The following is a 17,703-nucleotide window of genomic DNA, read 5'->3' as shown; positions in this document are numbered from 1 at the left end:
GAGGGTGCGGCCACCATCACGCCGGGCGGGGTGCCCGAGCCCCGGCCCGGCGCCGGTGCGCGCCGTACCGTGGTGACAGTGCGCACCCCTGAGCCCCGATCCCTGAGCGACGCGGCCCTCCCCCTCGCCGGCCCGGTGCAGGCGGTGCTGTTCGACATGGACGGCACCCTCGTGGAGACCGAGCAGTACTGGGGCGAGGCGATGTTCGCCCTGGCACGTGAGCTGGGCGGCCGCATGTCCGACGCGGCGCGCGAGCGGACCGTCGGCACCAGCATGCGGGTGGCGATGGACATCCTGTACGCCGACCTGGGCGTGGTGCGCAGCGAGGAGCAGTTCCGGGCCGACTGCCGGTGGATCGAGGACCGGGTGGCCGGGCTGCTGGGCGGGGCGATCCACTGGCGGCCCGGAGCCCGGGAACTCATCGCGGAGGTGCGCTCGGCCGCGACGCCGACCGCGCTGGTGACCACCACGCCGCGCCGGCTGGCCGACATCGTGCTGGAGTCGATCAGCCGCGCGTTCCCCGACGTGCCGCCGTTCGACGTCACCGTCTGCGGCGACGAGGTCCCCGCGCGCAAGCCCGACCCGGCGCCCTACCTGCAGGCCATGGCCGCTCTGGGCGTGGCCCCGGACGGCTGCGTGGTGCTGGAGGACTCCGTCGCCGGCGCCACCGCCGGCCTGGCCGCGGGCGCCGCGGTGCTCGGCGTGCCGTCGCTGCAGCCGCTGCCTCCGGCGCCCGGCCTGGTGCTGCGGGACACGCTGGAGGGCGTGGGGCTGGCCGACCTCGCGGACGTCCTGGCCGCGCGGGAGGCCGACCGGCTCGGGGTCTAGGACCCGACCGCGCCGTCGGGTGGCACTGCGCCGTCCAGCGGCACCTCGCGGCCGCGGGAGAGGACCAGCCGGAGGCGCTGCAGGCCGGTGACGTCGCGGGTCAGGTCCCCGTCGGCCAGCAGCAGGTCGGCGTCCAGGCCGGGCGCCAGCCGCCCGGTCCGGTTGGCCAGCCCGCAGGCGCGGGCCGCCCGCCCGGTGGCCGCCGCCAGCGCCTCGGTCACCGGCACGCCGCACTCGCCCACCAGGTCGGCCACCGCCATCGGGACCAGCCCGTGCGCCTTCGGCGGCGAGATCCCGGCGTCGGTGCCGGCCAGCAGGGCGACCCCGGCCCGCTGCAGCGCCGCCACGTTCCCCAGCTGAGCCTCGACGCTGGCCCCGGTGGCGGCCATCCGCGCCCGGACGTGCGGCGGTGGCTCGACGCCGGGCCGCCACCCGAGCGTGGGGCACACGAGGGTGCCCGCCGCGGCCAGGCCGGCGGCGAGCCCGGGGGGCGTCCGGACGCCGTCCGCGGTCAGGCAGCTGCAGTGCTCGATGCCGTCGACCCCGGCGGTCAGGGCCTGCTCCACGGCCGTCAGCGCGTGGGCGTGGGCGGTGACCGGGAGCCCGTGGCGATGGGCCTCGTCGACCACCGCGCGCAGCTCGGCCGGCGAGAACTGGGCGGCGGTGAGGTCGGTCCCCGGGGTCAGGAGCCCGCCGCTGGCCATCACCTTGACCACGCCGGCGCCCCGCTCGGCGCGCTCCCGCACGGCCCGGCGCAGCGCGTCCACGCCGGCGGCCTCGCCACCCATGGACCAGCAGTGCCCGCCGGGGGAGGTGATCGGTGGCCCGGCCGCGACGATCGTCGGCCCGCCGTCGCCGCGCCCGGCGCGCTCGAGGACGGCCCACCGGTGGTCGCCGAGGTCCCGGACGGCGGTGACCCCGGCGCGCAGGTGCTGCCGGCCGGCCTCGGAGATGACCCCGTCGAGCTCATCGGCGGACAGCTCCGGGAGCTGGTCGAGGGCCCGCGGGCTGCTGTCCCCGCACAGGTGCACGTGGGTGTCGACCAGGCCGGGGAGCAGCGTGGTGTCCGCCAGCTCGGTGACCGGGCAGCCGGCCGGTGCGGGCGCCGACCCGGCCTCGACGGCGACGATCGTGCCGCCCTCGACGAGGACCAGCGCGCCGCCCGGCAGCACCCGTTCGCCGTCGAAGGCCCGCGCGGCCCGGTATCCCCGCACGGGGTCACTGTCGACCCCGGGCACCGTCAGCGGAAGGGGCTCGCGGCCCCGTCCCCGGGGCGGCCGGGCTCCCCCTCAGTCCCGCTCGACGATCGGCAGGGACGCCCAGCCGGCCGCGGCCGCCGCCTCCGCCGGGAACGGCGGGGGAGTGCCACCGAACGACGGGCACAGCGCCTGGTGGTCGCACCAGCCGCACAACCGCGTGCGGTTGGGCCGGAAGTCGCCGGTGGCCACCGCCCGCTCGATCGCCGCCCAGATCGCCTGCAGGGTGCGCTCGAAGCGCACCAGCTCGCCCTCCTCGGGCGCGTAGGTCAGCGCGTCGCCGTCGCCCAGGTAGAGCAGCTTGAGCTGGCTGGCCACCACGCCGCGGGTGCGCCACAGCACCAGGGCGTAGAACTTCATCTGGAACAGCGCCTTGGCCTCGAACGCCTCGCGGGGCATGGACCCGGTCTTGTAGTCGACCACCCGCAGCGCCCCGTTGGGCGCGACGTCGAGCCGGTCGACGTAGCCGCGCAGCAGCAACCCGTCGGGGAGGGTGACCTCGACCAGCTGCTCGCGCCCCTGCGGCTCGATGCGCGACGGGTCCTCCAGCGAGAAGTAGGTCTCCACCAGCGTGCCGGCCGAGGCCAGCCACGCCTCCAGGGACTGCCCGACCGGCGCGTCGTCGGCGGCGCCACCCTCGGAGAAGAGCTCCGTCACCTCGGGGTCGGCCCGCAGCTCCTCCCACGCCGGCCCGACCAGCTCGCGAGCGGCCTCGAGCGTCCGCTGGCGCGCGGGCAGGTCGTAGAGCTTCTCCAGCACCGCGTGGACCAGCGTGCCCCGCACGGCGGCCAGGCTCTTGCGCTCGGGGAGCCGGTCGATCGTGCGGAACCGGTAGAGCAGGGGACAGGTCTTGAAGTCCGCCGCCCGGCTCGGGGAGAGCGAGGGCCGGCGCGGGGTCGCCGTCGGGTCGACGGGCGAGTCCGGGGAAGAGGCAGCACCGTCGGTCGGCTGCCCGGTGACCATCGCCGTCATGGGTTCGAGGCTAGGTCGGCCCACCGACAGTTCCGAGTGCGCGCGCCGAGAGGCGCGCCACGCACTCCGTAGGCTGGCCGCCCGTGGACGACCAGCAGCACACCGACGACCCGACCGCCGACCAGCCGCAGCCCCGCCGCGGGGAGCCGGTCCCCGGGGCCTTCGTCGCCGGGGACCGGGTCCAGCTCACCGACCCCAAGGGCCGGCTGCACACCGTCGTCCTGGAGCCGGGCAAGCAGTTCCACACCCACCGGGGCGCGATCGCGCACGACGACCTCATCGGCGCCCCGGAGGGCTCCGTCGTCCACTCCACCGCCAACACCGGCTACCTGGCCTTCCGGCCGCTGCTGGCCGACTTCGTGCTCTCCATGCCGCGCGGCGCGCAGGTCATCTACCCCAAGGACGCCGCCCAGATCGTCGGCTTCGGCGACATCGGCCCGGGCATGCGGGTGCTGGAGGCCGGGGCCGGGTCGGGCGCGCTGAGCTGCTCGCTGCTGCGCGCGGTGGGGGAGCGGGGGAGCCTCACCAGCTACGAGAGGCGGGAGGACTTCGCCGACGTCGCCCGGGCCAACGTCCGGGCCTTCTTCGGGGAGGTGCCGCCGAACTGGTCGCTGCGGCTGGGCGACCTGGGCGACCACCAGGCCGAGGAGGTGGTGGACCGCGTCGTCCTGGACATGCTGGAGCCCTGGGCGGTGTTGCCGACCGTGGCGGCCGCGCTGCGGCCCGGCGGGGTCCTGGTCGGCTACGTCGCGACGACGACCCAGCTGTCGACCTACGTCGAGGCGCTCCGGGCGCAGGGGGTCTGGACCGAGCCGCACGCGTGGGAGTCCCTGCTGCGCCCGTGGCACGCCGTCGGGCTGGCGGTGCGCCCGGAGCACCGGATGGTCGCCCACACGGCCTTCCTGGTGACGGCGCGGCGGCTCGCGGAGGGCGTCGTGGCCCCGCTGCGGCAGCGGCGGGCGCAGAAGGGCTGACCGCTCCAGGGGCGCCCGGGGCGGATCGACACCGAGCCGTTCCCTCCCCGTGACCGGAGCCCCAGCGAGCCCCCGGCACGCTGTCCCCGGGCGTGTATAGATTTGCCTCCTGGCTCTCCCGATGTGTGCGGAGGTGCGCGATGGGCCTGGGTCCCGACGAGTTCCGAGCGCGACGTGAACGTGACGTCTCTGCTCTGCTCAGCCAGATCTCCTACCTCGAGGAGGAGATCGGTCTCCTGCGTCGCAAGGTCGCCGACAGCCCCCGCCAGGTGCGGGCGCTGGAGGAGCGGATCGCCGAGGCGGAGGGCCGTGCGGCGTTCCTCTCCGAGCGCAACGACAAGCTCGCTGCCACGCTGCGCGAGGCGCGCGAGCAGCTGGTGACGCTCAAGGAGGAGGTGGACCGGCTCGGCCAGCCCCCGTCGGGCTACGGCGTCTTCCTGACCCGCCACGAGGACGGCACGGTCGACGTCTTCACCGGCGGCCGCAAGCTGCGCGTGTCGGTCTCCCCGGCGGTGGACGTCGAGGCACTGCAGCACGGCCAGGAGGTCATGCTCAACGAGGCGATGAACGTCGTCGAGGCGTGCGGCTTCGAGCGCGCCGGCGACATCGTCATGCTCAAGGAGCTCCTGGAGCCGATCGACGGCGTGACGCCGCGCGCGCTGGTGATCGGCCACACCGACGAGGAGCGGGTCGTCTACCTGGCCGACTCGCTGACCGGTCAGCCGCTGCGCAGCGGTGACTCCCTGCTGCTGGAGACCCGCTCGGGCTACGTCTACGAGCGGATCCCCAAGAGCGAGGTCGAGGAGCTCATCCTCGAGGAGGTCCCCGACATCGACTACGGCGACATCGGCGGCCTCGCCCGGCAGATCGAGCAGATCCGGGACGCCGTCGAGCTGCCGTTCCTGCACGCCGACCTGTTCCGCGAGTACGAGCTGCGCCCGCCCAAGGGCATCCTGCTCTACGGCCCGCCCGGCTGCGGCAAGACGCTGATCGCCAAGGCGGTCGCCAACTCGCTGGCCAAGAAGGTGGCGGCGGTCCGCGGCGAGAACGCGGCCAAGTCCTACTTCCTCAACATCAAGGGCCCCGAGCTGCTCAACAAGTACGTCGGGGAGACCGAGCGGCACATCCGGCTGGTGTTCCAGCGGGCCCGGGAGAAGGCCAGCGAGGGCACGCCGGTCATCGTCTTCTTCGACGAGATGGACTCGATCTTCCGCACCCGCGGGTCCGGGGTGTCCTCCGACGTGGAGAGCACGATCGTCCCGCAGCTGCTCAGCGAGATCGACGGCGTCGAGGGCCTGGAGAACGTCATCGTCATCGGCGCCTCGAACCGCGAGGACATGATCGACCCGGCGATCCTGCGGCCCGGCCGGCTGGACGTGAAGATCAAGATCGAGCGGCCGGACGCGGAGGCCGCCCGCGACATCTTCAGCAAGTACCTGACCACCTCGCTGCCGATCCACCCCGACGACCTCGCCGAGCACGGCGGCAGCCGCGAGGCCACGATCGCCGGGATGATCCAGCGCACCGTCGAGCGGATGTACACGGAGAGCGAGGAGAACCGCTTCCTCGAGGTGACCTACGCCAACGGGGACAAGGAGGTCCTGTACTTCAAGGACTTCAACTCCGGCGCGATGCTGCAGAACATCGTCGACCGCGCCAAGAAGATGGCCATCAAGGAGCGGCTGGAGGCCGGGCCCGGCGGCGGGCTGCGGGTCGGCCACCTGATGGCGGCGTGCCTCGACGAGTTCAAGGAGAACGAGGACCTGCCCAACACCACCAACCCCGACGACTGGGCGCGGATCTCGGGCAAGAAGGGCGAGCGGATCGTGTACATCCGCACGCTCATCAGCGGCAAGGGCACCGAGTCCGGGCGCGCGATCGACACCGCGACCAACACCGGCCAGTACCTGTAGGAGGACCCTGCTGCCCCCCGCGCCTCGCACGCTCGGCGCGGGTCCCTGCAGCAGGGCCGCTCCAGCACGTCACCAGGCCCGGTCCCCGTTCCGGCGGGGGCCGGGCCGCGGCCGTCCGTGGCGCGGGGGGCGGCCCCGGACGCCCGTCGGCGGGGCGGCCTAGGGTTGGCGCATGAGCGTGCGGCGGGTCATGGGCACCGAGGTCGAGTACGGCATCTCGGTGCCCGGGCAGCCGACGGCGAACCCGACCACCCTGTCCAGCCAGGTGGTGAACGCCTGGGCGGTGGCCGAGGCGCCGACGCCGCGCCGGCCGCGGTGGGACTTCGAGGAGGAGTCCCCGCTGCGCGACGCCCGCGGGTTCGACCTGTCGCCGGCCCAGGCCCTCGACCACAACGACCTCGACGAGGACTCCGGGATGGCCAACGTCATCCTGACCAACGGCGCGCGGCTCTACGTCGACCACGCCCACCCGGAGTACTCGACGCCGGAGGTCACCAACCCGCGCGACGTCGTGCTCTGGGACAAGGCGGGGGAGCAGGTGATGGCCGAGGCGGCCCGGCGGGCCGCGCGCGTCCCCGGCACCCAGCCGATCCAGCTGTACAAGAACAACACCGACGGCAAGGGCGCCTCGTACGGCGCCCACGAGAACTACCTGATGGACCGGCGGACGCCGTTCCTCGACATCATCCGCGGGCTGATCCCGTTCTTCGTCACCCGCCAGGTGTTCGCCGGTTCCGGCCGGGTGGGCATCGGCACCGAGGGCCGCACCCAGGGCTTCCAGCTCTCGCAGCGGGCCGACTTCTTCGAGGTCGAGGTGGGCCTCGAGACGACGCTCAAGCGGCCGATCATCAACACCCGCGACGAGCCGCACGCCGACGCCGACAAGTACCGCCGGCTGCACGTGATCATCGGCGACGCCAACCTCGCCGAGCTGTCGACCTACCTGAAGGTGGGGACGACGTCGCTGGTGCTGGCCATGATCGAGGCGCGGACGCTGACCCAGGACCTCTCCCTCGAGGAGCCGGTGGAGGCGCTGCAGGCGGTCAGCCACGACCCGTCGCTGACCCAGCAGGTGCGGCTGCGCGACGGACGGCGGATGACCGCGCTGGAGGTCCAGCAGGCCTACCTGGAGATGGCGCAGCGGCACGTCGACCGCCGCGAGGACGGCGACGAGCAGACCGCCGACGTGCTGCGCCGGTGGGCCGAGGTGCTCGAGGACCTCGCCGCCGACCCGATGCGCTGCGCCGACCGGCTGGACTGGCCGGCCAAGCTGCGGCTGCTGGAGGGCTACCGCACCCGCGACGGGCTGAGCTGGGGCGACTCCCGGCTGCACCTGGTCGACCTGCAGTACTCCGACGTGCGGCCGGAGAAGGGGCTCTACCACCGGCTGGTGGCCCGCGGCTCGATGCAGCGGATGCTCAGCGAGGAGGAGGTGACGCGGGCGATGGTGCGCCCGCCCACCGACACCCGCGCCTTCTTCCGGGGCGAGTGCCTGCGCCGCTACCCGGCCCAGGTGGCGGCCGCCTCGTGGGACTCGGTGGTGTTCGACCTCGGGCGGGAGAACCTGGTGCGGATCCCGACCATGGAACCCCTGCGCGGGACCCGTGACCACGTGGGTGCGCTGTTCGAGTCGACGTCCTCGGCGCAGGAGCTGGTCGACACGATCACCGGCGGCTGAGCCCTCCCGCGTCGTCCCCGGCGCCTGCCCGTCGACACCCGTTCGTCACCCCTCGCGGGTAACTTCTGCTCACGGCACCTGCCACACAGCGACCTGGAGGCACCCATGGCCACGAGGGACACCGGCGGTCAGCAGCGCACCACGCGCACCCGCGAGGAGACCGAGGAGGTCGAGGCCTCGGTCGACACCGAGGTCGCCGAGCGCCACAAGGAGATGACCGAGGACGTCGACTCGATCCTGGACGAGATCGACGAGGTGCTCGAGGAGAACGCCGAGGAGTTCGTTCGGTCCTACGTGCAGAAGGGCGGAGAGTGACCACTTCCTAACTGTGTGTCACGGACGTGGCGGTCAAGAGGTGCCTGCGGTGCGGCGAGACGAAGCCCATCGGCGCCTTCGGTCGTAACCGTTCCCTGTCCGACGGATCGTCGTTCTACTGCCTGGACTGCAATCGGGAGCGCAGCAACCGCTGGTACCGGGACAGGCGCCGCGTACCGGGCAAGGACGTTCGTGACCACTCCTGGGTGCCTGAGGGCTCTCGGTGGCGTCCGAGGTGCAGGCAGGCGGTCCCGTCGAGGACTACGTCAAGAGCGCCCGTACGCCTTCCGGTTTCGGCAGTAGGTGCACGGCCTGCCACAACGAGGCCAACGACAACGCCTACTGGTTGCGCACGTACGGCGTCTCCAGGGCCGACGTCGCCCGGTTGCGGGCGTTGCACGGGGACCGGCGCGCGATCTGTGGCGACCAGGAACCGCAGCACCTGGACCACGACCACGAGTCGGGCGTGACGCGGCAGCTCCTCTGTCAGCGGTGCAGCCACGGACTCGGCTCGTCCCGGGACGACCCGTCACTCCTCCAGGCCGCCGCCTGCTGCATCCGAGGACACCGCGAGGCACAGGCACTGAGGCGGCTCCAGGAGACCTTCGTCGTCCGACCCGGCGGCACCGACGGCTGACGTCGGGGACCGCCGGTAGGGTCGCGGTGACGCCGCACGGGCGGCCTGCTGACAGGTCGTCGATGGGATCGCGGAGCAGCGGGGAACGCCGTCAGCGTGCGGCGGGAGAGGCGGATGGGTGAACGAGTCGTCAGCTGGTCGGAGCGGGTTCCCGCCCGCCTACCTGGACCGGGTGGGCTCCTCGTTCACCGACTTCCTCGCGGTCACCGCGCCCGACCTGCTGCCCGGTCGCCGTCCGGTGCCCCAGATCCCGGTCGGTGACATCACCCCGCACGGGACGACGATCGTCGCGGTGACCTACGCCGGCGGCGTCCTCATGGGCGGCGACCGGCGCGCCACCATGGGCAACCTGATCTCCAGCCGGGACATCGAGAAGGTCTACCCGGCCGACGCCTGGTCGGTCATCGGCATCGCCGGGGCCGCCGGCATCGCCATCGAGATGGTGAAGCTCTACCAGGTCGAGCTCGAGCACTACGAGAAGATCGAGGGCCTCACGCTGTCCCTCGACGGCAAGGCGAACCGGCTGGCGCAGATGATCCGCGGCAACCTGGGCGCCGCGCTGCAGGGCCTGGCCGTCGTCCCGCTGTTCGCGGGCTTCGACCTCGACGCCGCGCCCGACACCACCCCGGGGCGCATCTTCAGCTACGACGTCACCGGCGGGAACTACGAGGAGCGCGGCTACGCAGGGGTGGGCTCGGGCTCGCTGTTCGCCCGCAACTCGCTGAAGAAGACCTGGCGGCCGGGGCTCGACGAGGACGCCGCCACGCGCTCCCTCGTCGAGGCGCTGTACGACGCCGCCGACGACGACTCGGCCACCGGTGGCCCCGACCCGGTGCGCCGGCTGTACCCGATCGTCTACCGGGTCGACGCCGAGGGCGCGATCCGGCTCACCGACGACGAGGTCGCCGCCGTCGCGAAGACCATCACCGATGAGCGGGCCGCCGCCGAGGGGCAGGGCTGAGCGCCATGACCATGCCGTACTACGCCTCGCCCGAGCAGCTGATGCGCGACCGCTCGGAGTACGCCCGCAAGGGCATCTCCCGCGGTCGCAGCGTCGCCGTGGTGACCTACGCCGATGGTGTGCTGTTCATCGCCGAGAACCCCAGCTCCACGCTGCACAAGGTCGGCGAGCTCTACGACCGCATCGGCTTCGCCGCCGTCGGCCGGTACAGCGAGTTCGAGAGCCTGCGGGTCGCCGGCGTGCGGCTGGCCGACGTCCGCGGCTACTCCTACAACCGGCGCGACGTCACCGGCCGGGTGATCGCCAACGCCTACGCGCAGACCCTCGGCGAGATCTTCACCCAGCAGATGAAGCCCTACGAGGTCGAGCTCTGCGTCGCCGAGGTGGGCGACACCCCGGAGTCCGACCAGCTGTTCCGGCTGACCTTCGACGGCTCGGTCGTCGACGAGCCGGACTTCGTGGTCATGGGCGGGCAGGCCGAGGCCGTCAGCGCGAACCTGCGGGAGCACTACCTGCCCGGCATGACCCTCGCCGAGGCGCTCAAGGTCGGCGTCCAGGCCCTGTCGGCGGTCAGCCCGGCCACCAGCGGCGGCAACGGCAGCGGTCCGTCGCTGCTGACCGCCGAGCAGCTCGAGGTCGCCGTCCTCGACCGCCGCCGGCCCAAGCGCGCCTTCCGCCGGGTGGTCGGCTCCGCGCTGCGCACGCTCCTGGACCGCGGGGACAGCGCGGCGGCCGAGACCGCCGCCGAGACCGTGGAGGAGCCGCACACCGCCGCGCACACGCCGAGCACCCCGGCCCCCGGCGCGCCGGCCGGCCTCGGCGAGCCGAGCAGCCCCGACACCGGCGGCACCGCGGGCAGCGGGGGACAGTCGCCCACGACCTGAGCCCACACCTCGCGTGCTCGGGGGACGAGCGGGCGGAGCAGCCGCGCGCGGCGACCGGGCCAGTGTCGGCGTCGGCGCCTAGAGTCGGATCGTGGAACGACGGATCTTCGGCATCGAGACCGAGTACGGCGTCACGTGCACCTTCCGCGGGCAGCGTCGGCTGTCCCCGGACGAGGTGGCGCGCTACCTGTTCCGCCGCGTGGTGTCGTGGGGGCGCAGCTCCAACGTGTTCCTCCGCAACGGCTCCCGGCTCTACCTCGACGTCGGCAGCCACCCCGAGTACGCCACCGCCGAGTGCGACGACCTCACCGAGCTGGTCGTCCACGACAAGGCCGGCGAGCGGATCCTCGAGGGCCTGCTGGTCGACGCCGAGCAGCGGCTGGCCGAGGAGGGCGTCACCGGCGACATCTACCTGTTCAAGAACAACACCGACTCGGCCGGCAACAGCTACGGCTGCCACGAGAACTACCTGGTCGGCCGGCACGGGGAGTTCAGCCGGCTGGCCGACGTCCTGATCCCGTTCCTGGTCAGCCGGCAGATCGTCGTCGGCGCCGGCAAGGTGCTGCAGACCCCGCGCGGCGCGATCTACTGCGTCAGCCAGCGTGCCGAGCACATCTGGGAGGGGGTCTCCTCGGCCACCACCCGCTCCCGGCCGATCATCAACACCCGCGACGAGCCGCACGCCGACGCCGAGCGCTACCGGCGGCTGCACGTCATCGTCGGCGACTCCAACATGAACGAGACGACGACGCTGCTCAAGGTCGCCGTCACCGACCTGGTGCTGCGGATGATCGAGGCCGGCGTCCCGATCAAGGACATGGCGCTGGAGAACCCCATCCGCGCCATCCGCGAGATCAGCCACGACATGACCGGACGGCGCAAGGTCCGGCTGGCCAACGGCAAGGAGATGTCGGCGCTGGAGATCCAGTCCGAGTACCACAGCCGCGCCGCGGAGTTCGTCGACCGCGAGGGCTTCGGCCCGGTGCACCGGCAGATGCTCGAGCTGTGGGGCCGGGTGCTCAAGGCCGTCGACTCCGGCGACCTGAGCCTGATCGACCGCGAGATCGACTGGGCCACCAAGTACACGATGATCGAGCGCTACCGGGCCAAGCGGGACCTCCCGCTGTCGCACCCGCGGATCGCGCAGATGGACCTCGCCTACCACGACATCAGCCGCCGGCGGGGCCTGTACTACCTGCTCGAGCGCAACAACGCCGTCGACCGGGTGGCCCACGAGCCGCGGGTGTTCGAGGCCAAGAACGTGCCGCCGCAGACCACCCGCGCCCGGCTGCGCGGCGAGTTCATCCGGCGGGCCCAGGAGAAGCGGCGGGACTTCACCGTCGACTGGGTGCACCTCAAGCTCAACGACCAGGCCCAGCGCACCGTGCTGTGCAAGGACCCGTTCAAGGCCGTCGACGAGCGCGTGGACAAGCTCATCGCGTCGATGTGAGCCGCGGGTGGAGTGCCACGGGCGCGCGAACCGCGCCGTGGCACTCCACTCACTCGGGCAGCGGCACCTGCAGCGCGGCGTACCGGCCCGCGGCGGCCGCGGCGAGGAAGTAGGCGCGCTCCTCGGGCCACCCGCGGCCCATCGTCGACAGCGGCACGGGGGAGAGCCCCAGGGCGTCCTCCAGGCCCTCGACGTCCATCCACACCACCGGGTTGCGCTCCGGCTGACCGGCGAGGTCCTCCTCGACCTGGCCCCCGAGCTCGGACCCGAGGCCTCGCGGCGCCACCAGCGTCACCCCGGCCAGGGCCACCCGCCCGAACGCGGTGAGCGAGTGGTGGGAGACCCCGCGGTGACGGGGCCGCAGGTCGGCGTCGGAGATGCGCAGCGCACCGACGGGGAGGCCCCCGAGCACCGACACCGCGTTGCAGGCCTCACCGGCGGCGACCCCGGAGAACCCCCACGGCGTGCCGGTGCCCAGGTTGCCCGGCCCCTGGGTCACGATCGCCACGTCGGCGCCGAGCACGTGCCGGGCCGCGAGCAGCCCGGTGTGCAGGGTGACCGCCTCGACGTCGCCACCGAAGGCCTGGCCCACCGTGACCACCCCGGCCAGTGACGGCGACAGCGCCGAGACCGTCCGGGAGAACCCGGCGACCAGCGCCCCGCCGTCGGTCATGACGTAGGCGACCTTGAGGTCCGGGTCGGTGGCCAGGACCCCGATCAGCACCGCCGGCAGCGCCGAGTGCAGGTCGGCGACGACCACCGGCATGCCGCCGAGGTCCTCGGCCTCGGCGATGGTCGCGTGGTGCTCGGTCTCCTGCTCGTCGACGCCCTGCACCGTGACCTGCAGCGGCGTGTAGCGGGCCTTGACCAGGTGCCCGGGGCCGACCGGGTCGGGCGGCAGCCGGTCGGGGACGGCGACGACCAGGGCGTACCCGCCGGTCCCCAGCCGCTGCGCCCACGCGGTGGTGTTGAGCAGCACCGTGTCCCCGACCTCGGGGACCCCGACCAGCGACGGGTGGGCCAGCGCCCGCACCTCGCCGTCGTCGGGGACCTGCACGGTCAGCTCCAGGGCGTCCCGCCAGGACCGGCCCAGCGCGCTCACCGTCCCGCGTCGCCACCGGATCCGCTGCTGCGTCGAAGTCGCTTCCCCCACGCGGGCAGGCTAGCCAGACCGCTCGCCGGTCGCCCTGCTGGTCGCCCCACCCCGCCGCCCCGCCGAACAACTAGCCTGGGCGCGTGGCGGCGAAGCGGGCGGAACGGCTGGTGAACCTGGTCATCGCCCTGCTCGGGACCAGGCAGTACGTGACCGCGGCGAAGATCCGGGCCACGGTGCCCGGCTACGAGCCCGACGACGGGACCGCGCGGGCCGACGAGGCGTTCAAGCGGATGTTCGAGCGGGACAAGGCCGAGCTGCGCGAGATGGGCGTGCCGCTGGAGACCGGTCGCACCAGCGCCTTCGACACCGAGGACGGCTACCGCATCGCGCGCGCCGACTACGAGCTGCCCGAGATCACCCTGACCGGCGAGGAGGCCGCCGCGGTGGGCCTGGCGCTGCGGCTGTGGGAGTCCGCGCAGCTGGCCGGTGCGGCGCAGAGCGCGCTGGTCAAGCTCAAGGCCGCCGGGGTGGACGTCGACACCGGCCGGGCGCTGCCGCTGCGGCCGCGGCTGGACTCCGACGAGCCGGCCTTCGAGCCCTGCTACGCCGCGGCCCGCGACCGCCGGGCGCTGGAGTTCGACTACCGCCGCCCCGACGAGGACACACCGGCCCGCCGGCACGTGCAGCCCTGGGGCGTGGTGGCCTGGCACGGCCGCTGGTACCTCGGCGGCCTGGACCTCGACCGGCGGGCGCCGCGGGTGTTCCGGCTCTCCCGGGTCGTGGGCACGCCGCGCGCGGTCGGTCCGGCCGGCGCCTTCGAGCCGCCCGACGACGTCGACCTCGCGGCGATGGTCGCCGGTCAGTTCGGCGGGGAGGAGCAGCTGGTGCTGGTCCGCGCCCGGCCCGGCGCGGCGATCGGCCTGCGCCGGCACGCGGTGCCCCTCGGCCCGGCCCGGGGCGACGTCGGCGAGGACTGGGACCTGCTGCAGCTGCGCACCACCGAGCCGATGCGGCTGGCCGACCAGCTGGCCGCCTACGGGGCCGACGTGGTGGTGGAGGCGCCGGCCGAGGTGCGGCGGGCCGTCGTCGAGCGGCTGACCCGGCTGGCGGCGATGGCATGAGGACGGCGGCATGACCAGCGCTCCCGCCACGACCGAGCGGATGACGCGGCTGCTGTCGCTCGTCCCGTACCTCACCGCCCGCCCCGAGGGCGTGCCGCTGGCCGAGGTCGCCCGTGACTTCGGCGTCCCCGAGCGGCAGCTGCGCCGCGACCTCGAGCTGCTGTGGATGTGCGGGCTGCCCGGCTACGGCCCCGGTGACCTCATCGACCTGGCCTTCGAGGGCGACCGGGTGCGGGTCACCTTCACCGCGGGGATGGTCCGCCCGCTGCGGCTGACCACCGACGAGGCGGTCGCCCTGGTGGTCGCCCTGAAGACGCTGCTCGAGCTGCCCGGCCTGGCCGAGCAGGAGGCGGTCAGCCGGGCGCTGGCCAAGGTGTCGGCGGCCGCGGGGCACGCCGGCGAGCGGGTCACCCCGGTGGCGCTGTCGGTCGACGCCCGGGAGCAGGCCCTGGCCGTCGTCCGGGAGGGGCTCGAGCGCAAGCGCGCCCTCCACCTGCACTACTACGTGCCCACCCGCGACGAGCGGACCGAGCGCACGGTCGACCCGCTGCGGCTGCTGCTGGTCGACGGCCGCTGGTACCTCGAGGCCTGGTCGCGCGAGGTCGCCGGGGTCCGGCTGTTCCGGCTGGACCGGATCGACGACGTCCGGGTCCTCGACGAGCCCGCCGCGCCGCCGCCGGGGGTGCACCTGCGGGACGTCGACGCGGGCCTGTACCAGCCCGAGCCCGGGTCGCCGGTGGTGCGGCTGCGGCTGGCCCGCACCGCCCGCTGGGTGGCCGAGTACTACCCGGTCGAGGACGTGCGGGAGGTCGACGACCCGCCCGGCGGGCTGGCCGTCGCCGTGCGCACCGCGGACGTGGCCTGGGCGCGCCGGCTCGTGGCCACCCTCGGCGGTGCCGCCACGGTCGACGAGCCGGCCGAGCTGGCCGCCGAGGTCGCCGCCGACGCCCGCGCCGCGCTCGCCCACTATCCATCCGACGGACAGCTCCCGGACAGGTCCGGGGACTAGGGTCGCGGGCGTGCTGCTGCTCGTCGTCTGGATCGCCGTCGCCGTCCTGGCCCTCGTCGTCCTCGGCGCGCTGGCCCACGGCCTGTTCGGCGCTCTCTCGCGGCTGCGCCGCGAGGTCGCGGCGCTGGAGCGGGACCTGCGGCCGGTCCTCGCCGACGCGCAGGCCACCGCGGCGCGCGCCGCGGAGGTCGGCGGCACCGGCCGCTGACCGGCCGGACGCGACCCCCCGCTTCGGGGGACCACGCAGCAGGGTTCGCCACGTAGCATCGTGGACGCCACCGCATCCCCAGGAGGACGTCATGGCCGGACTCGGCCCGTTGGAGATCGGCCTGATCATCCTGGCCATCCTGCTGCTCTTCGGCTACAAGAAGCTGCCGGACGCCTCGCGCTCGCTGGGCCGGTCCCTGCGCATCTTCAAGGGCGAGATGAAGGGCATGAAGGACGACGACGTCCGCACCAAGGACGCCGCCAAGACCACCCCCGTGCGCGGCGAGGTGCTGCCCCCGGCCGGCCCCGACGCCACCGCCCTCGAGGCCGAGGCGCGGGCCGCGGAGGCCCGGGCCGCCGAGCTGCGGGCCCGCGCCGCCCAGCAGAGCGGCTCGGCCGACAGCACCCGCTGACCCGACCTCCGGCACCACGATGAGCGAGCAGGGCCCCTCCCGGTCCCGCGTGCGGCGCCGCCGTCGCCCGCGGGACCCCCAGGCGACCATGTCGCTCATCGCGCACCTCACCGAGCTGCGCAACCGGGTCGCCAAGGCGCTGCTGGCGCTGCTGGTCGCCGCCGGGTTCGCCTTCTGGTGGTACTCCCACGGCCTCGGTGAGTTCATCCGCGCGCCGTACTGCGGACTCCCCGGCGAGCTGCGCTTCGGGCAGGGGGCCGACGACACCTGCGGCCTGCTGATCACCGACGTCTTCGGCGGCGTGTTCATCCGGCTCAAGGTGAGCCTGCTGGCCGGCGCGGTGCTGTCGGCGCCGGTGTGGCTCTACCAGCTGTGGGCGTTCATCACCCCGGGTCTCAAGCGCAACGAGAAGCGGTACGGGGTCACCTTCGTCACGGTCTCGACGGCGCTGTTCGCCCTGGGCGCGGTGCTGGCCTACATCTCGCTGTCGGCGGGCCTGGAGCTGCTGCTCAGCCTGGCCGGCGACGGCGTCGTGGTGGCGCTGACCGCGCAGGACTACATCGGGTTCGTGCTCTCCCTGCTGGTCGCCTTCGGGGTCAGCTTCGAGGTGCCGCTGGTCGCCGTCGCCCTCAACCTGGTCGGCGTCCTCAGCTACGAGGTGCTGCGCAAGAGCCGGCGCTGGATCTTCTTCCTCACCGTCGTCTTCGCCGCGTTCATCACCCCCACGCAGGACCCGTTCACGATGCTCCTGATGGCCGGCCCGATGATCGTGCTGTTCGAGCTGGCCATCCAGATCGCCCGCTTCGTCGACCGGCGGCGGGCCAAGCGGGCGGCGGTCGAGCACTTCCACGACCTCGGCGACGACGAGGCCTCCCCGCTGGACGCGACCCCCTCGCAGCTGGACGCCACGCCGACGCCCGACGACGAGCTGCGCCGGGAGGACGACGTCCCCGCGCCGGCCGACGGCCCGGCCGCCCGCACCCGCGGCTGAGCGAGGTCCCCCTGCCCGGGACGGGTCCCGTCCCGGATCCCCGTGGAGCGGCCGGCACGCAGGTCGCCGTCCTGGTGAGCCCCGCGGCCGGCCGGGGCCGGGCCCGCGCGGCGGCCGGGGCCGTGCTCGGCGAGCTGCGCGCGGCCGGACTGCGGCCGTCCGTGCTGCCGGCGACCACCCGGGCCGCGGCCGAGGAGCAGGCCGCCGCGGCGGTCGCCGAGGGCGCCGCCGCGGTCGTGGCCGTCGGCGGGGACGGCGCCGCGCACGCGGGCCTGCAGGCGGTCGCGGGCACCGCCGTCCCGCTGGCGGTGGTGCCGGCCGGGACCGGCAACGACCTCGCCCTGGCCCTCGGCACCCCCCGCGACCCGGTCGCCGCCGCGCGGGCCGCCGCCGAGGACCTGCGCGCCGGGCGGGTGCGCACCGTCGACGCCGGCCGCACCGGCGCGCGCTGGTGGGCCACCGTGCTGTGCTGCGGGTTCGACTCGGCGGTCACCGACCGGGCCAACCGGCTGCGGTGGCCGCGGGGTCCGCGCCGCTACGACGTGGCCATCCTCGCCGAGCTGGCCCGGCTGCGGCCGCGCGCGCTGACCCTCACCCTCGACGGCACCGCGCGCACGCTGCCGGTCACCCTGGTCGCCATCGGCAACACGCCCTGGTACGGCGGGGGATGCGGGTGTGCCCGGCCGCCGACCCCGCCGACGGGCGCTTCGACGTCACCGTCGTCGGCCCGGTCGACCGCCGGGAGCTGGTGGCCACCCGGCCCCGGCTGACCGCCGGCACCCACGTCGAGCACCCGGCGGTGACCGTGCACCGGGCCGCCCGGGTGGAGCTGGCGGGGGAGGGGCTGACCACCTGCGCCGACGGTGAGCCGGTCGCCCCGCTGCCGGCGGCCAGCGTGTGCGTGCCCGGGGCGCTGCGGGTGGTGGGTACCGGCCGGGCCTGACCGCGCGGTGATCGGGTTCCCGACCACCGCCGGGGCGGCCGAGCCGATGCCGTTC

Annotated in this window: 17 protein-coding genes and 1 pseudogene; 15 read left to right on the top strand and 3 right to left on the bottom strand. The window is 74.2% G+C overall.

Annotated elements, in window-relative coordinates:
• The first annotated feature begins 78 nt into the window (after positions 1-78).
• A complete protein-coding gene (locus ACI79I_RS10595; protein WP_456992295.1) occupies positions 79-828 on the top strand; it encodes an HAD family hydrolase in 750 nt (249 codons plus the stop codon).
• Here the strand turns inward: ACI79I_RS10595 and ACI79I_RS10590 are convergent.
• Positions 825-2,042, bottom strand: coding sequence for an amidohydrolase family protein (locus tag ACI79I_RS10590; protein WP_456992294.1), 1,218 nt, complete (start codon positions 2,040-2,042; stop codon positions 825-827). The genes ACI79I_RS10595 and ACI79I_RS10590 overlap by 4 nt on opposite strands.
• Before the next feature lie 75 nt (positions 2,043-2,117).
• A complete protein-coding gene (locus tag ACI79I_RS10585; RefSeq protein WP_456992293.1) occupies positions 2,118-3,056 on the bottom strand; it encodes a RecB family exonuclease in 939 nt (312 codons plus the stop codon).
• Positions 3,057-3,139: 83 nt separating this feature from the next.
• Here ACI79I_RS10585 and ACI79I_RS10580 point away from each other — a divergent pair, with 83 nt between their 5' ends.
• The 8 genes from ACI79I_RS10580 to pafA all read left to right on the top strand — a co-directional run bounded on the left by ACI79I_RS10580 (position 3,140) and on the right by pafA (position 11,868).
• Entirely contained in the window at positions 3,140-4,030 is an 891-nt protein-coding gene (locus tag ACI79I_RS10580) for a tRNA (adenine-N1)-methyltransferase (protein ID WP_456992292.1), read from the top strand.
• A 140-nt stretch (positions 4,031-4,170) separates the two neighbouring features.
• Positions 4,171-5,943 (top strand): proteasome ATPase, encoded by a 1,773-nt coding sequence (arc, locus tag ACI79I_RS10575; protein WP_456946261.1) that lies wholly within the window; start codon positions 4,171-4,173, stop codon positions 5,941-5,943.
• Positions 5,944-6,115: 172 nt separating this feature from the next.
• Positions 6,116-7,621, top strand: a complete 1,506-nt coding sequence (gene dop, locus ACI79I_RS10570) for a depupylase/deamidase Dop (RefSeq protein ID WP_456992291.1) — start codon at positions 6,116-6,118, stop codon at positions 7,619-7,621.
• Between the two features lie 105 nt (positions 7,622-7,726).
• Positions 7,727-7,936: a ubiquitin-like protein Pup gene (locus tag ACI79I_RS10565; RefSeq protein WP_456907156.1), complete on the top strand. Its 210-nt coding sequence runs from the start codon at positions 7,727-7,729 to the stop codon at positions 7,934-7,936.
• 223 nt (positions 7,937-8,159) lie between these two features.
• Positions 8,160-8,573 carry an endonuclease domain-containing protein gene (locus tag ACI79I_RS10560; protein ID WP_456992290.1) on the top strand — a complete coding sequence of 138 codons (414 nt, stop codon included), beginning with the start codon at positions 8,160-8,162 and terminating at the stop codon, positions 8,571-8,573.
• A 118-nt stretch (positions 8,574-8,691) separates the two neighbouring features.
• Positions 8,692-9,534: a proteasome subunit beta gene (gene prcB / locus ACI79I_RS10555; RefSeq protein ID WP_456992289.1), complete on the top strand. Its 843-nt coding sequence runs from the start codon at positions 8,692-8,694 to the stop codon at positions 9,532-9,534.
• A 5-nt stretch (positions 9,535-9,539) separates the two neighbouring features.
• The gene (gene prcA, locus ACI79I_RS10550; protein WP_456992288.1) at positions 9,540-10,418 is read left to right on the top strand and encodes a proteasome subunit alpha; all 879 of its coding nucleotides are present in this window, start codon (positions 9,540-9,542) and stop codon (positions 10,416-10,418) included.
• A gap of 91 nt (positions 10,419-10,509) precedes the next feature.
• Positions 10,510-11,868, top strand: a complete 1,359-nt coding sequence (gene pafA / locus ACI79I_RS10545; RefSeq protein WP_456946254.1) for a Pup--protein ligase — start codon at positions 10,510-10,512, stop codon at positions 11,866-11,868.
• 49 nt (positions 11,869-11,917) lie between these two features.
• Here pafA and ACI79I_RS10540 read toward each other — a convergent pair whose 3' ends face one another.
• Positions 11,918-13,021: a DUF3866 family protein gene (locus tag ACI79I_RS10540; protein WP_456992287.1), complete on the bottom strand. Its 1,104-nt coding sequence runs from the start codon at positions 13,019-13,021 to the stop codon at positions 11,918-11,920.
• An 83-nt stretch (positions 13,022-13,104) separates the two neighbouring features.
• Here ACI79I_RS10540 and ACI79I_RS10535 point away from each other — a divergent pair, with 83 nt between their 5' ends.
• The 6 genes and pseudogenes from ACI79I_RS10535 to ACI79I_RS10510 all read left to right on the top strand — a co-directional run bounded on the left by ACI79I_RS10535 (position 13,105) and on the right by ACI79I_RS10510 (position 17,648).
• The gene (locus ACI79I_RS10535) at positions 13,105-14,085 is read left to right on the top strand and encodes a helix-turn-helix transcriptional regulator (protein ID WP_456992286.1); all 981 of its coding nucleotides are present in this window, start codon (positions 13,105-13,107) and stop codon (positions 14,083-14,085) included.
• A 10-nt stretch (positions 14,086-14,095) separates the two neighbouring features.
• Positions 14,096-15,094, top strand: a complete 999-nt coding sequence (locus tag ACI79I_RS10530; protein WP_456992284.1) for a helix-turn-helix transcriptional regulator — start codon at positions 14,096-14,098, stop codon at positions 15,092-15,094.
• A gap of 10 nt (positions 15,095-15,104) precedes the next feature.
• Positions 15,105-15,302 (top strand): hypothetical protein, encoded by a 198-nt coding sequence (locus ACI79I_RS10525; RefSeq protein WP_456992283.1) that lies wholly within the window; start codon positions 15,105-15,107, stop codon positions 15,300-15,302.
• 91 nt (positions 15,303-15,393) lie between these two features.
• Positions 15,394-15,714 carry a Sec-independent protein translocase subunit TatA gene (gene tatA / locus ACI79I_RS10520; RefSeq protein ID WP_456992282.1) on the top strand — a complete coding sequence of 107 codons (321 nt, stop codon included), beginning with the start codon at positions 15,394-15,396 and terminating at the stop codon, positions 15,712-15,714.
• Positions 15,715-15,802: 88 nt separating this feature from the next.
• On the top strand, positions 15,803-16,705 hold the full coding sequence (gene tatC, locus ACI79I_RS10515; protein ID WP_456992281.1) for a twin-arginine translocase subunit TatC: 903 nt from the start codon (positions 15,803-15,805) through the stop codon (positions 16,703-16,705).
• 74 nt (positions 16,706-16,779) lie between these two features.
• Positions 16,780-17,648: pseudogene (locus ACI79I_RS10510) on the top strand (diacylglycerol kinase family protein).
• Positions 17,649-17,703 lie beyond the last annotated feature (55 nt).

Source organism: Geodermatophilus sp. SYSU D01105 (assembly GCF_054050095.1).
Note: the sequence above shows the minus strand (reverse complement) of the source record. Positions and strands in the feature narration are given on the sequence as shown.